The following is a 14,725-nucleotide window of genomic DNA, read 5'->3' on the forward strand; positions in this document are numbered from 1 at the left end:
CCAGCGCGGTGCGCAGTTGCTCTTGAGCGGTGGACGGGCCTACGGAGACGACGACGATTTCAGTCGCAACACCCTTCTCTTTCAGGCGTACGGCTTCTTCCACGGCGATTTCGCAGAACGGGTTCATCGACATCTTGACGTTGGCAAGATCGACGCCGGAATTGTCCGCCTTGACGCGAACCTTGACGTTGTAATCCACAACGCGTTTGACAGCTACAAGAACCTTCATGGATTCCTCGTTACTCTCCGGTGAAAAGAAAGTCGCCTAGGCGAACCTGGCGGTTGATGCTCATCGGGCGCAAGGGCACCTCCAAAAACGCCGGCTAAGGTGTCAAGTGACCATCGCTCATGATCTGGATGACCGTTCGTCAGTGGTGACTGACGAGTCATTCAACATCGCGGCGTGTAGACTGCGTATCAAACCCGCGCAGCGCATCACTCTCTACTGCCATCGCCCTGTCTTTAGAGGTGCTCTTGAAACCAACAGTCAGCCTACGGCGAGCGCAAAACCGCCCGTATCTTGACCGGAACGCCTATTCCGGTCAATACGCCAAAATGGCCGTTCATAAGGCGCGTGACTTTGATTTCTCTGGCTTTGAGCCAATTCAAACAAACGTTTGTATTGGACGCTGAGAGTGGTGTAGATATAATGCGCCACCAAAAGAGAAAGGTGGTCAATCGATTGTCCTCTTCCGGCGTTGCGCCGGGATTCATGGATGCGACACCCGACTTCCAAATTAGAAAAAAAACTGTTGAGCCTTGAGTAGGAGATAACCTGTGGAACGCGAATACATGGAATTCGACGTTGTCATCGTCGGTGCCGGCCCCGCTGGTCTTTCCGCCGCCTGCCGCTTGAAGCAGAAGGCTGCGCAAGCCGGTAAGGAAATCAGCGTCTGCGTGGTCGAAAAAGGCTCCGAAGTCGGTGCTCACATTCTGTCCGGTGCCGTGTTCGAACCACGGGCCCTGAACGAACTGTTCCCGGACTGGAAAGAACTCGGCGCGCCGCTGAACACCCCCGTCACCCGCGACGACATCTTCGTGCTGAAGAACGCTGAAAGCGCGCAGAAAATCCCTGACTTCTTTGTGCCCAAGACCATGCACAACGAAGGCAACTACATCATCTCCCTGGGCAACCTGTGCCGCTGGCTGGCCCAGCAGGCCGAGAACCTGGGTGTGGAAATCTACCCGGGCTTCGCCGCTCAGGAAGCGCTGATCGACGAGAACGGCGTGGTTCGCGGGATCATCACCGGCGATCTGGGCGTCGACCGCGAAGGTAACCCGAAGGAAGGCCTGTACACTCCGGGCATGGAGCTGCGCGGCAAGTACACGCTGTTCGCCGAAGGTTGCCGTGGCCACATCGGCAAGCAGCTGATCAAGCGTTTCAACCTGGACACCGACGCTGATGCCCAGCACTACGGCATCGGCCTGAAAGAAATCTGGGAAGTCGATCCGGCCAAGCACCAGCCGGGCCTGGTGGTGCACACCGCCGGTTGGCCGATGGACATCATGGGCACCGAAAACACCGGTGGCTCCTTCCTGTATCACCTGGAAAACAACCAGGTCGTGGTTGGCCTGATCGTCGACCTGTCCTACAGCAATACCTACCTGTCGCCGTTCGACGAGTTCCAGCGCCTCAAGCATCACCCGGTGCTTGCTCAGTACCTGGAAGGCGGCAAGCGCATCAGCTACGGCGCCCGCGCCATCTGCAAGGGCGGCCTGAACTCGCTGCCGAAAATGGTGTTCAAGGGCGGCGCGCTGATCGGTTGCGACCTCGGCACCCTGAACTTCGCCAAGATCAAAGGCAGCCACACCGCGATGAAGTCCGGCATGCTCGCCGCTGAATCCGTGGCTGAAGCCCTGTTCGCCGAGAAGGACAGCAGCGAAGAGCTGACCACCTACGTCGACGCGTTCAAGAACAGCTGGCTCTACGAAGAACTGTTCGCCAGCCGCAACTTCGGCCCGGCGATCCACAAGTTCGGCGCCATCGTCGGCGGCGGTTTCAACTGGCTGGACCAGAACATCTTCGGCGGCAAACTGCCGTTCACCCTGCACGACACCAAGCCGGATTACGCCTGCCTCAAGCTCGCGGCGGACTGCAAGAAGATCGACTACCCGAAACCGGACGGCAAGATCAGCTTCGACAAATTGAGCTCGGTGTTCATCTCCGGTACCAACCACGAAGAAGAACAACCATGCCACCTGAAGCTGGCCGATCCGAGCATCCCGATCAGCAAGAACCTGCCGCTGTACGATGAGCCGGCACAACGTTACTGCCCGGCTGGCGTGTATGAAGTGATCACCAAGGAAGACGGCGAGAAGCGCTTCCAGATCAACGCCCAGAACTGTGTTCACTGCAAGACCTGCGACATCAAGGACCCTGCACAGAACATCACCTGGGTGACACCGGAAGGCTCAGGCGGCCCGACTTACCCGAACATGTAAGCCGAACCGCTGAACATCAAGGCTCCCGAAACGGGGGCCTTTTTGTTGCCTGCGATCCAGGGCATAACACCACTCCCTGTGGGAGCTGGCTTGCCAGCGATGACGGTTCATCATTCAACATTGACGTTGACTGATCCACCGCTATCGCGGGCAAGCCCGCTCCCACAGTGTTCTGCGTTTAAACCTTGAGACCCAGCTCCGCCGACAGCCGGGCCGTGACCCCTTTGATCAGGGGAATCAGCTCGGCCATTTTTTCCAGCGGCATGTACGGCACGGTGCTGGCGATGCTGATGCCGGCGACGATGCGTTTGCTGGCATCGCGGATCGGCGCGGCCACGCAGCGGATCGACGGTTCGTTGTCTTCAAGGTCGAAGGCATAACCGCCGGCCACGTACTCGACCATGCGCTGCTCGAACTGCTCCCAGGATTGCTCCGGGTGCTGCGGCCAGAACTGGTTTTTCCCACCCACCGGCAGGCTGACTTCGTACAGGCGCTGCCACTCTTGCGGCGAATCATCGAGCATCAGCGCCTTGCCGATCCCGGTGCGCGCCAACGGCATGCGATGGCCGACCCGCGAACGCATTTCCGGGCCATTGCGCCCCGGATTCTTGTGCAGGTACAGCACTTCGTCGCCTTCACGAATCGCCAAGTGAATGGTGTCGCCGGTCAACGCCGACAACTCATCCAGATACGGCCCGGCCAGGGTCACCAACGGCAACTCTTCACGGGCCTGAAAGCCCAGTTCGATCAGTTTCGGCCCCAGTAGATAACCGACTTGCGGCACCACCCGCAGATAACGCTCGTCCACCAGGCAACTGGCCAGGCGATGGGTGGTGCTGCGCGTGGTGCCGATCAGCCGGGCGATTTCCTTGAGATCGCGGGCGCCGCTGGCCACGGCATGAACCACACCCAGACCGCGAAGCAGTGTCTGAGTGCCGGTCGGTGCGGCGTCCTTGGCGACTTTTGGGGCGTCTTCCTGCATATCCAGCCTTTACCGTTGAGCGAGTGAACGGGCGGCATTATGGTCGCCCGCGTGCCACGACTACAACTTGATACGCTCGACCTTGCCCACCAGCAAGATGTAGGACAGTGCGCCAATCAATGCCAGCACCGAGATGTAGGTGATTGCCGGGGCAAAAGAATCACCCGTCGCGAGAAAGCCGATCACGATAGGCGTGGCAATCGCCGACAGGTTGCCGATGAAGTTGAACACCCCGCCGGTCAGCCCGAGCAAGCGTGCCGGAGCCAGGGTCGACACCAGCGACCAGGTGATCGAAGCCAGGCCATTGCCGAAGAATGCCAGCGCGAGGAAGGCAATGACCAGCGGCGTCGACTCGACAAAGTTGGCGCCGATGATCGAGGTTGAAATCAGCAAGCCGCTGATGATCGGCAACTTGCGGGCGAAACCTACCGTGTAACCGCGACGGATCAAAAAGTCCGAGAAAAAACCGGAACACAGTACGCCGACAAAGGCCGCGAGAAACGGCAGCGATGCCAACAGGCCGGACTTGATGAAGTCCATGCCACGGTATTTCACCAGGTAGGTCGGGAACCAGGTGAGGAAGAACCACAGGGTCGAATTGAGGCAGAACTGCCCGAGGTAGATGCCCCAGAGCTTGCGTTTGGTCAGGACGATGCCCAGGTCGGTCCAGCTGAATTTGGCTTTGACCTTGGCCTGTTCGGCCTGGATATCCACCAGCCCACCACCCTCGCGGATCAGATCAATCTCTGCGTCATTGGCGCCTTTGAAATCCCGAGGCTCGCGATACACCGCGTACCAGATCACCGCCCACACAATGCCTACCGCGCCGGTGGTGACGAACACCATGTGCCAGCCGAACTCATGCTGCAGCCAGGCCAGCACCGGCGTCAGGAAGGCCAGGCCGACGAACTGCCCGGAGGTGTAGAAACCGATGGCCGTGGCGCGCTCGCGCTCGGGGAACCAGGTGGTGACCACGCGGCTGTTGATCGGATACGCCGGCGCTTCCAGGGCACCGACTGCCATGCGAAGGACGAACAGCGCGATGAAGCTGGCGGCGAAGCCGAGCATCACCGTGGCCACCGACCACAGCAGCAAGGCGACGCTGTACAGAATCCGTGGCGGTACGCGATCCACCAGCCAGCCGCCGGGGATCTGCATGGCAGCGTAGGTCCAGCCGAAGGCAGAGAAGATCAGGCCGACATGAATCGGGTCGATGCCCAGGTCACTGGTCAATGCCGGGGCGGCAATCGACAGGTTGCTGCGGTCCAGGTAATTGATCACCACGGTGATGAACAACAGCACCATGATGAAAAAACGCTTGCGGCTGGGCGTCACCAACGACGCCTGCCCGGTGAGGGTTTGCGGTTGCATGGGGGGGTGCCTCTTCTTATGGTTATTGAGGTCGGCCTATGGCCTTGCACCGAACCCTGTGGGAGCTGGCTTGCCAGCGATAGCGGTGGATCTGTCACATCAATGTTGAATGTGCTGCCGTCATCGCTGGCAAGCCAGCTCCCACAGGGTTATTGGTGAATCAGAACGGGATCACCACTCGGCAAAACTGCCATCGGCATGGCGCCAGATCGGGTTGCGCCAGCGGTGGCCGATGGCGGCGCGTTCGATCACGTATTCCTCGTTGATCTCGATGCCCAGGCCCGGGCCGTTCGGGATCTTCACGAAGCCTTTGTCGTAGTCGAACACCCTTGGGTCTTTGACGTAGTCGAGCAGGTCGTTGCTCTCGTTGTAATGGATGCCCAGGCTCTGTTCCTGGATGAACGCGTTGTAGCAAGCCGCGTCCAGTTGCAGGCACGCCGCCAGGGCAATCGGGCCCAGCGGGCAATGCAACGCCAGCGCCACGTCGTAGGCTTCGGCCATGTTGGCGATCTTGCGGGTTTCAGTGATACCGCCGGCGTGGGAGGCATCCGGCTGGATGATGTCGACGTAGCCTTCGCTGAGCACGCGCTTGAAATCCCAACGCGAGAACAAGCGCTCACCCAGGGCGATCGGCGTGCTGGTCAGCGGCGCCAGCTCTTTGAGCGCTTCGTAGTTTTCGCTCAGCACCGGCTCTTCGATGAACATCAACTTGTACGGATCAAGCTCCTTCATCAGCACCTTGGCCATGGGCTTGTGCACCCGGCCATGGAAGTCCACACCGATGCCAACGTTCGGGCCGACGGCATCGCGCACGGCAGCGACGTTGGCCAGGGCCTGGTCGACCTTGTCGAAGGTATCGAGAAATTGCAGTTCTTCGGTGCCGTTCATTTTCACCGCGGTGAAACCACGCTCGACCGCTTCTTTCGCCGCCCGCGCGGTATCCGCCGGACGGTCGCCGCCGATCCACGAATACACACGAATCTTGTCCCGCACCTGACCACCCAACAGATCGCTGACCGACACGCCCAGCGCCTTGCCCTTGATGTCCCACAAGGCCTGGTCGATACCGGCCAGGGCGCTCATGTGGATCGCGCCGCCACGGTAGAAGCCGCCGCGATAGAGCACGGTCCAGATGTCTTCGATGTTGCGCGGGTCTTTGCCAATCAGGTAATCGGACAATTCTTCAACGGCAGCGGCAACGGTGTGGGCGCGGCCTTCGACCACGGGCTCGCCCCAACCGGTGACGCCCTCGTCGGTTTCGACCTTGAGGAAGCACCAGCGCGGCGGAACGATGAAGGTGGTCAGTTTGGTGATTTTCATCTGCTTGTCTCTCTTATTGGATGCAGCGCGCTCGGCGCTCAATGAAGTCTTAGCGAAGGGCTTTCCAGGCAGCGACGTAGGCCTGGGCATTGGCCGCCACTTGCGCTGGCGTCATGCCCGGTTTGAACAGGCCGGAACCGAGGCCGAAACCTTTGACGCCGGCGTCGATGAACGACTGCATGTTGTCCGGCGTGATCCCGCCGACCGGCACAAGAATGGTTCCGGCGGGCAGCACCGCGAGCCAGGCTTTGACGACCGCCGGGCCCATCTGCTCGGCCGGGAACATCTTCAGCACATCCGCGCCTTCGGCCAGCGCCGCGAAGGCTTCGGTCGGCGTGGCGACTCCCGGTGACAGATACAGCCCCGCCGCTTTCGCCGCGCGCAGCACCTTCGGATCGCTATGGGGCATGACGATCACCTGGCCGCCCACGGCTTTCACTTGCTCGACCTGCTCCGGGGTCAACACCGTGCCGGCACCGATCAGGCAATCGGCGGGCAAGGTACTGCGCAGGATGCGGATACTTTCGTACGGCTCGGGGGAATTGAGCGGCACTTCGATGACACGAAATCCGGCGGCGTACAGCACTTCGCCGATGGCTGCCGCTTCCTGCGGGCGCAGGCCACGCAGGATCGCGATCAGGCCGTTTTGCGCCAGGGCTTGTTTGAGCATGTCAGGACTCCAGTCAGGTTTAACGGGATGCGGTGCACGTGAGCAGGCCGGCAGCCAGTGCCAGTTGCCACAATCCGCGTTCGGTGGCCTGTTCGGCCAGGGTCACCCGGACAAAACCGCAGGCGTCGAGCGCACGGCTGTAGCGGGCACAGAGTTGGGTGTTGCCGATGAGGATGATCGACGGCAGATGCACGCTGTTGCGCCGACGCCGTTGAACGCAGGCCAAGGCCACCAACTCGTGGCCGATCAGCAGGCCGGACAGATAGTCCGCTTGCGCCGCAGCGCTCAGTTCACCGGTCAGCCCTAGACTGCGGGCACTGAACATGGTCGACAGCGGACCGATTTCACCGTCCGCCGACAACGCGACCCGCACGCCGCGATCAAACGCATCGCCATCGAAAGACCCGCCACATTGTTGGGTGCGTCCGAGAATGCTGTGTTGACTGAGCACGGCAAAGACTTCGCCGGTCATGAAAGTGTCGAAGTGCATGATGCAGCCGTCGGCCACTTCCACCCATTTCGAATGGCTGCCCGGCAGGCCGATCAGCAGATCAGCGCCCGCCTCGCTCGCCAGGTTTTGCAGCACGCCGAGCACCTGGGTTTCTTCGCCGCGCATCACGTTCGGCAAAGGCGAACGCTCGATGACGCCGGGCACGATATGCACATCAACGCCGCGCAGGCTGCGCACGGTTTGCAAGGAAGTACCGAGCGTGGCGACGTTCGCCGGCGTGTCGCGGTAAGCCGCTTCGCACCAGCCCTGGGCGCTGCCGACCATGCCGCAGGCAATCACCGGTAAATGCGGCCGGGCATCGAGCCAGTCGCCGCAAGCCTCATCGAAGGCCAGTTCGAAACCATCGGCGCATTCCCGACCGCCAATGATTCGCGGCGCTTTCGGCAGCTGCATGATCCCCGAAGACAGCGAACGCTGTTCGAGCACTTGCCCGCCTTCAGCCAGTTTGTAAGCACGTAATGAGGTTGTCCCCCAGTCGAGCGCGATCAATTGCGCCTGCATCGCTTCACCTGTTTTGGTTTTTGGCAGTGAGTGAGCGGGACTATAAACCTGAGACGGGACAAATCTCAATATATAAATATCAATCCCATATTATGAGATAAGACAAAAAAACGCAGCCCGAAGGCTGCGATCTTTTAAAAGCGATCAGTTACCCGCTGCGAAATCCCGCAACACCGCCCCATCCATCCGATAGCGCACCCACTCCTCCTGCGGCTGCGCGCCCAGGGATTTGTAGAAATCGATGGCCGGCGTATTCCACTCCAGCACGCTCCACTCGAAACGCCCGCAGTCATTGGCGCAGGCGATTTTCGCCAGATGCCGCAGCAGGGTCTTGCCCGCACCGCCGCCGCGCTGTTCCGGGGTGATGTAGAGGTCTTCGAGGTACAGGCAGTTGCTGCCAAGCCAGGTGGAATAGCTGAAGAAGAACACCGCGAAACCGATGGGTGCGCCGTCGCGCAGGCAGATCAGGCCATGGGCGGTGGCGCCTTCGCTGAACAGGCTGCGCTCGATATCGGCAACGCTGGCGATGACTTCATGGCGGGCACGTTCGTAGTCGGCCAGTTCAGTGATGAACGCGAGGATTTGCGGTGCGTCACTGGGGGTCGCCGGGCGGATTTCGATCGTCATGGACGTGCCTTGTCAAAAGTGGAAAACGCCATACTAAGTCGGCGCGTGACGCGTGGCGAGTGAGCTTGCTCACTGACCACAAATGCACTCATTACTCCGGCCATAACCAACCCTGGAATCGATAACCTCGGACCTGACATTCGGGCACTGCGTGACCAGTTACGCAGCGGCGCACTCACTCGACTATTCGCTGTTCTTCCTCGGTTTCATGAGCGCGGCGATCAGGGCACTGGAGCAGGTCTGAGCCATTCGTCGCCAACACTGCACCCATCCGGATCGAGGGCGGACTAATCAGGTAAGGACTCTACCCGTTGGAGACACCACCATGACCCTGTCCAGGTTGACTGCCCTCGTTCTCACTGGGCTTTTGTCCGCAGCCTCCTTCGCCGGGACCATCGGCTCGAGCACCGGCCCGACCAATCCGGTGGAAAAACCCAGGGCCCCCGCCATCCAGAGTGCCCCCGGCATGAACACCGATGGCACGACAATCGACCATAACCTGCCGCCCGCCACCGGCACCGACCCTCGGATTAAAGGCATTGACGCGGGACGTCAGGGCGGGACGAACCTGCCGGACAAAAAAACACCCGCCAGTGGTGGCCTCGGTTCAAGCACCACCGAGGACGAGGAAAGCAATTTGAGCCAATAGTGAAGCCAGGAGAAATGTACTGAAGCTAATGGCCCCTTCGCGAGCAAGCCCGCTCCCACAGGATCTATGCCACACCACCACTCAATGTGTGAAGGCAGAACCCTGTGGGAGCGGGCTTGCCCGCGAAGGCGTCTTCATATCCAACATTTACATTTCAGTCAGACCTTCGTGGGCAAGCCCGCTCCCACAGAAAAATGAGTGTCAGCGTTGCTTGAGGCGGTCAATAACCACCGCCAGCAGCAAGATCGAACCGCGAATCACATACTGATAAAACGTATCGATGTTCTTCAGGTTCATCGCATTCTCGATGATCGCCAGAATCAACACCCCGGCGATCACGTGCCGGATCATGCCGATCCCGCCACTCAACGACACCCCGCCCAGCACGCAGGCCGAGATCACCGTCAGTTCGAAACCCTGGCCGATCATTGGCTGGCCGGAGGTCATTCGCGAAGCCAGGATCACCCCCGCCAGCGCACCGATCACGCCGTGCACGGCGAAGATGATGATCTTGGTACGATCGACATTCACACCGGCCAGCAACGCCGCTTCCTGGTTGCCGCCAATGGCCATGGTGTTGCGCCCGTAGGTGGTGTAGTTCAGCAGCCAGCCAAAGAACAGGAAGCAGACGATGGTGATCAGGATCGGTACCGGCACGCCAAATATCTGGCCGTTACCGAACACAAAGAATGATTCCTGGGACACCCCCACCGCTTTGCCGTTAGCGAAGATGTAGGCCAGCCCGCGCACGATCTGCATGGTCGCCAGCGTGGTGATCAGCGCGTTGACCCGCAGTTTGGCGATCACTATCCCGTTGATCAGCCCGACGATCAGGCCCATCACCAGCGCCGCACAGACACCGAGAAACACGCTGTTGGTGTCGCGCATCACCACCGCCGCGACCACCCCGGCGCAGGCAATCACCGAGCCCACCGACAAGTCGAAATGCCCGGACGCCAGGCAATACAACATGGTGCACGCAGCGATCCCGGTGGTGGAAATCGCCAGGCCCAGGCCACGCATGTTCAGCGGTGAAAGGAAGTTGTCGATCAGCAAGGTACAGGCGACAAAGATGCCGACCGCCGCCAGCAGCATCACCCAGTCGTCGAGGAAGCGCCGCATGTCCAGCGGTTTGCGCGTGGTTGGCAGGGTGTTGTTTTGGGTTGTCATCATAGTCACCTCTCAGTTCGCCACGCCGTCGGCGCGTTGGCGCGGCAAAGCCAGTTGCAGCAGGTTGGATTCGTTGGCCTGTTCGCGGCTCAATTCGCCACGCAGGGCGCCTTCGCACAGCACCAGGATGCGGTCGGAAATGCCCATGACTTCCATCAAGTCGCTGGACACCACAATCACCGCGATCCCCTCGGCGGCCAGGTTATGGATGATCTGGTAGATCTCGGCCTTGGCACCGATGTCGATGCCGCGGGTGGGTTCGTCGAGCAGCAGCACTTTCATCGGCATCGACAGCCAGCGGCCGAGAATGGCCTTCTGCTGATTGCCACCGGACAGGTACATGATTTTCTGCGCCGCGTTGGGCGTCTTCACTTTCAGCGCCTTGATCTGTTGCTCGGCGTTGTCCTTCTCCCACAGGCCGCGCAACAGGCAACCGAAGGTGGAGTGGGCGCCGCGAGCGCTGATGTTGATGTTCTCGGCGACGCTGGCCAGCGGCAGGATGCCTTCCTTCTTGCGGTCCTCGGGGCACAACAGGATCCCGGCGGCAATCGCGTCCCGGGGTGAACGAAGCGTCAGTTCATGGCCACGAAGTTTCAGCTGTCCGGCGCTGTTGCGCGCCAGGCCGCTGAGCAGGCGCAACAGCTCGGTGCGACCGGCACCGACCAGCCCGAACAACCCGAGGATTTCGCCTTTGTGCACCTCGAAACTCACCGGTTCACGCAACCCCGGCCCGAGCAGACCATTGACCTTGAGTGCCACCGCGCCGCGCTGGCGCGGGCGGTAATCGTAGATGTCCTGGATGTCGCGCCCGACCATGCAGGTGACCAATTGATCGTGGGTCAACTGGCTCATGTCGTCGAACGTGCGTACGTAACGCCCGTCCTTGAACACCGTCACCGCGTTGCAGATGCGGAACACTTCTTCCATGCGGTGGGAGACATAGAGCACCACTTTGCCCTCGTCCCGCAGCCGGCCGATGATCGCCATCAAGCGGTCGATCTCCCGTGCCGAAAGGCTGCTGGTGGGTTCGTCGAAGGCAATCACGTGGGCGCCACGGGACAACGCCTTGGCGATTTCCACCAGTTGCCGCTGGCCGAGGGACAGGCGCCCGACTTTCTCCTGCGGGTCGATTTCATCGGCCAGGCCCTTGAGACAGGTCAGTGCCTGCTGACGCAAGGTGCTGCGATTGATCAGGCCGAAACTGGCTGGCAGATGCCCGAGAAACAGGTTCTCGGCCACGGTCATTTCCGGCACCAGATGCAGTTCCTGATGGATCACCGCGACGCCACTGCCGATGCTGTCGGCGGTGGACTTGAAGTCCATCGTCCGCTCGCCGATCTGCAAGGCGCCACTGCAAGGCGTGTAGGCCCCGCCGAGGATTTTCAGCAGCGTCGACTTGCCGGCGCCGTTCTCGCCCATCAAGGCGTGAACCTGCCCCGGATGGGCGACGAAGCTGATGTTGTCCAGCGCCTTCACCCCGGGAAAGGTCTTGCCGATCCCGTTGAAGCGCAAGCTGCCGATGTATTGTTGTGTATGTGTTTGCGCGTGCATAACCCACCTCTTCAAACCGGACAGGCCGCCCCGTCGCCAAGGCCGCCGCTGAAATCAATGGCCATCAGTTCCACAGGCCGATCTTTTCCAGTTCCTGCTTGAAGTTGTCGCGGGTGATCAGCGTCACGTCGTCCATGGCGGTGTACTTCGCAGGTTCTTTGCCGGTGGTGACCCACTCGTACATCATGCTCGCGGTGTTGTAGCCCTCGATGTGCGGGCTCGGCAGCATCGAGCCGTAGAAGCCGCTGTCGGGTTTCTTCAGCTCGCCGATGGCGTCGGTACCGTTGATGCCGATGCCGATCACGTTGGCCGCCGCGAAACCGGCGCTCTCGGTGGCGCGCACACCGCCGAGCACGGTGTTGTCGTTCATGCCGCCGATGATCAGGTTCTTCGCCGCCCCCGGCAGTTTCACCAGCGCCGAGTTGGTGGCGTCCATGCTGCCCGGCACGTCGAGGGTCTTGAGGGCCGCGAACAGGATGTGGTCTTTCGGCATGCCGGCATCTTCCAGCGCTTTGACCGAACCGTCGGTGCGCTTTTTGCCGGTGTCGAGTTCGTTGTAGGTATTGATCACCGCATAGGTGTCTTTCCAGTCCCAGCCGCGTTTCTTCGCTTCGGTCGCCATGGCATTGCCTTGTTTCTGGCCGACTTCGAAAGCAGCCATGCCAAGGTACGGCACGTCCTCCATGAACTTGCCGCCGGCATCGACGAAACGGTCATCGACGGCGATCACTTTCAACCCGTTGAGCTTGGCCTTGGCCATGATCGCCGGGCCGAGGGACACGTCCGGCGGGCAGATCACAAAGCCCTTGGCGCCGTTGGCCGCGAGGCTGTCGATGGCAGAAAGGGTTTTCTCACCGTCGGGCACGGCAATCTTGATCAGGGTGAAGCCCTTCTCTTTCCCGGCCTTTTCCGCAAAGGCCCACTCGGTCTGGAACCAGGGTTCTTCCGCCTGCTTGACCAGGAAACCGATCTTCACTTCCTCGGCTGCCAGCAGCGTGCTGTTCAGGCTGAACGCCGAGACCGCCAACGCGGCACAGCACAGGGAACGGATAGCATGACGACGATTCATAAGCTGACTCCTTGTTATTTTTCTTGAGCGTTCTTTGAAAGCGTTCTTTGTTAACCAACAGGCGGTAAAACCATACCGCCAATAGTCATATCGTATGATGATTGGATTTCGGACATAGCAAGACGCCTGAAAGCCCGATCACTCAGTCGTGGTACATCACCGAGCGGCCACCATCGATGGTGATGCACGAGGCATTGATGAACGGCGCTTCATCACTGGCCAGGAACACGGCGGTCATTGCCACTTCGATCGGCTGCCCGATGCGGCGCGGCGGGTGCAGGTCAAACGCACGCTGGCGTTCGGCGTGAGGGTCGGCAAAACCGTTCCAGTAATCGACGTTCAACTGGGTTTCGATGTAGCCCGGCGCAATCGCGTTGACGCGCACACCCTTGGGCGCATATTCGATGCCCAAAGCGCGGGTCAGGCCGAGCAGGCCATGCTTGGCCACCGGGTACGGGAAGCAGCCAGGGATGATGTGGGTGGAATGGGTGGACGCGATATTGATGATGCTGCCGATGCCCTGCTCGATCATCTGCGGCAGCACCGCCTTGCAACCGTACCAGGCACCATCGAGGTCGATGGCGAAGCAGCGACGCCAGTCTTCCTCGGTCATTTCCAGCGGATCACAAAACACGTTGACCCCGGCGCAGTTGACCAGCACATCGATCCGGCCGTGCAGGTCGATCGCCAGCCGGGCCATGGCGTGCAGATCCTGCTGACGCGACACGTCAGCCTTGATCGCCACTACATCGGCGCCCTGGTCCCGCCAGTGCGCCGCGACCTTCTCGACTTTCTCGGCCTGAATGTCGCTGATGATCAGCCTGGCCTGCTGGGACGCGAAGGTCGCCACAATCGCTTCGCCGATACCCTGGGCGGCACCGGTGAGCAATACGACCTTGTTTTTCAGGCGTTCGCCCTTGGGCGGTTCGGGCACCGGTGGCAATGACAGTGGTTCAACCATGGATCAAGACTCCTGTTCGAAGACACGACGAAAACCGGGCATCTGTCGATGTCCGGTCAAAAGGCGCTGGGCAGGAAACAGGTGAGTGCGAAAACGTTTCAGCCCGGAAACGTTCTGAGGCACAGGCTCCGCAAGGGAACACGGGGAAACTTCGCTGCATCACTTCACCTGTTTTGTTTTTTTAAGTGTGAGTGCATGTAACTCGTGAGGCCGACTATAAACCCGGCTCGCGACAAATCTCAATATATATATTTACATCCCGTATTGTGGGATTTATCCGGCGAACCGCGTGCAATGCTTTCCAGGCACATCCACTGCAATCGACAACACCGCCCCATCCAACGGATGGCCCAGCGGACTCGCCGCGCTGGTGATGTACAGGGTTTTCAGGTCTCCACTGCCAAAAACACAGCTGGTGGGGCGACTGATCGGTAGCTCGATGATCCGATCGACTTTGCCGTCCGGGCTCAACCTGAGCAGGCAGCTGCCATCCCAACGGGCATTCCAGATAAAACCTTCGGCATCCATCGCCGAACCGTCCGGGCCGCCACGTCCGTGCGGACCAAACCAGACCTGCGGCGCATCGAGGGCTCCGTCGGTACGGATGAAATGTCGATACAAAGTGCCGTCGAGGCTGTCGCCGAAATACACGCGAGTAGCGTCATCGCTCCACAGCAGCGTGTTGGGAATGCCCAGATTGCGCAGCAACGGCGCAACCTGCCCGGCGCGATCGATGCGGAACAGCCCGCCGGAACGACGGACGATGGGCAGGTCCTCGCCGTGTTCGCCGATATTGTTTTGCATGGTGCCGAGCCAGAGCCGGCCCTGGGCGTCGCAACGAGCTTCGTTGGGGCGATTGCCCGGTTGCGGATCTACCACGCAGAACAATGTCAGGCGCGGT

14 protein-coding genes are annotated in these 14,725 nt (G+C 60.5%); 2 read left to right on the forward strand and 12 right to left on the reverse strand.

Features of this window, described 5'->3' with window-relative positions; genetic code table 11:
- On the reverse strand, positions 1 to 229 hold a 229-nt coding region (locus PMI34_RS22760), incomplete at its 3' end, for an electron transfer flavoprotein subunit beta/FixA family protein (RefSeq protein WP_008047026.1).
- A gap of 548 nt (positions 230 to 777) precedes the next feature.
- Here PMI34_RS22760 and PMI34_RS22755 point away from each other — a divergent pair.
- Positions 778 to 2,442 carry an electron transfer flavoprotein-ubiquinone oxidoreductase gene (locus tag PMI34_RS22755; protein ID WP_008047035.1) on the forward strand — a complete coding sequence of 555 codons (1,665 nt, stop codon included), beginning with the start codon at positions 778 to 780 and terminating at the stop codon, positions 2,440 to 2,442.
- A gap of 178 nt (positions 2,443 to 2,620) precedes the next feature.
- Here PMI34_RS22755 and PMI34_RS22750 read toward each other — a convergent pair whose 3' ends face one another.
- The 6 genes from PMI34_RS22750 to PMI34_RS22725 form a co-directional block, all read right to left on the reverse strand.
- Positions 2,621 to 3,424: an IclR family transcriptional regulator gene (locus PMI34_RS22750; protein WP_008047037.1), complete on the reverse strand. Its 804-nt coding sequence runs from the start codon at positions 3,422 to 3,424 to the stop codon at positions 2,621 to 2,623.
- A gap of 60 nt (positions 3,425 to 3,484) precedes the next feature.
- Positions 3,485 to 4,795: an MFS transporter gene (locus PMI34_RS22745; protein ID WP_008047039.1), complete on the reverse strand. Its 1,311-nt coding sequence runs from the start codon at positions 4,793 to 4,795 to the stop codon at positions 3,485 to 3,487.
- 171 nt (positions 4,796 to 4,966) lie between these two features.
- A complete protein-coding gene (dgoD, locus tag PMI34_RS22740) occupies positions 4,967 to 6,115 on the reverse strand; it encodes a galactonate dehydratase (protein WP_008047041.1) in 1,149 nt (382 codons plus the stop codon).
- A gap of 49 nt (positions 6,116 to 6,164) precedes the next feature.
- Complete coding sequence (locus tag PMI34_RS22735; protein ID WP_008047042.1) at positions 6,165 to 6,785, reverse strand: 2-dehydro-3-deoxy-6-phosphogalactonate aldolase; 621 nt, start codon at positions 6,783 to 6,785, stop codon at positions 6,165 to 6,167.
- A 19-nt stretch (positions 6,786 to 6,804) separates the two neighbouring features.
- Positions 6,805 to 7,797 carry a 2-dehydro-3-deoxygalactonokinase gene (locus PMI34_RS22730; protein ID WP_008047045.1) on the reverse strand — a complete coding sequence of 331 codons (993 nt, stop codon included), beginning with the start codon at positions 7,795 to 7,797 and terminating at the stop codon, positions 6,805 to 6,807.
- 144 nt (positions 7,798 to 7,941) lie between these two features.
- On the reverse strand, positions 7,942 to 8,424 hold the full coding sequence (locus PMI34_RS22725; RefSeq protein WP_008047047.1) for a GNAT family N-acetyltransferase: 483 nt from the start codon (positions 8,422 to 8,424) through the stop codon (positions 7,942 to 7,944).
- A 325-nt stretch (positions 8,425 to 8,749) separates the two neighbouring features.
- Between PMI34_RS22725 and PMI34_RS22720 the strand changes: the two genes are divergently transcribed.
- Positions 8,750 to 9,073: a hypothetical protein gene (locus tag PMI34_RS22720; protein ID WP_008047048.1), complete on the forward strand. Its 324-nt coding sequence runs from the start codon at positions 8,750 to 8,752 to the stop codon at positions 9,071 to 9,073.
- Positions 9,074 to 9,274: 201 nt separating this feature from the next.
- On the opposite strand, the gene araH is transcribed toward PMI34_RS22720, so the two are convergent.
- The 5 genes from araH to PMI34_RS22695 all read right to left on the reverse strand — a co-directional run.
- Complete coding sequence (gene araH, locus PMI34_RS22715) at positions 9,275 to 10,243, reverse strand: L-arabinose ABC transporter permease AraH (RefSeq protein ID WP_032829400.1); 969 nt, start codon at positions 10,241 to 10,243, stop codon at positions 9,275 to 9,277.
- A gap of 12 nt (positions 10,244 to 10,255) precedes the next feature.
- Complete coding sequence (gene araG, locus PMI34_RS22710) at positions 10,256 to 11,794, reverse strand: L-arabinose ABC transporter ATP-binding protein AraG (protein WP_008047058.1); 1,539 nt, start codon at positions 11,792 to 11,794, stop codon at positions 10,256 to 10,258.
- A gap of 64 nt (positions 11,795 to 11,858) precedes the next feature.
- Positions 11,859 to 12,863 (reverse strand): substrate-binding domain-containing protein, encoded by a 1,005-nt coding sequence (locus tag PMI34_RS22705; protein ID WP_008047060.1) that lies wholly within the window; start codon positions 12,861 to 12,863, stop codon positions 11,859 to 11,861.
- A gap of 142 nt (positions 12,864 to 13,005) precedes the next feature.
- Positions 13,006 to 13,824 (reverse strand): SDR family oxidoreductase, encoded by an 819-nt coding sequence (locus PMI34_RS22700; protein WP_008047061.1) that lies wholly within the window; start codon positions 13,822 to 13,824, stop codon positions 13,006 to 13,008.
- A 273-nt stretch (positions 13,825 to 14,097) separates the two neighbouring features.
- Positions 14,098 to 14,725: SMP-30/gluconolactonase/LRE family protein (locus PMI34_RS22695; protein WP_008047063.1), on the reverse strand; the 628-nt coding region annotated here is incomplete at its 5' end.

The organism is Pseudomonas sp. GM74, assembly GCF_000282455.1.
GTDB lineage: Bacteria > Pseudomonadota > Gammaproteobacteria > Pseudomonadales > Pseudomonadaceae > Aquipseudomonas.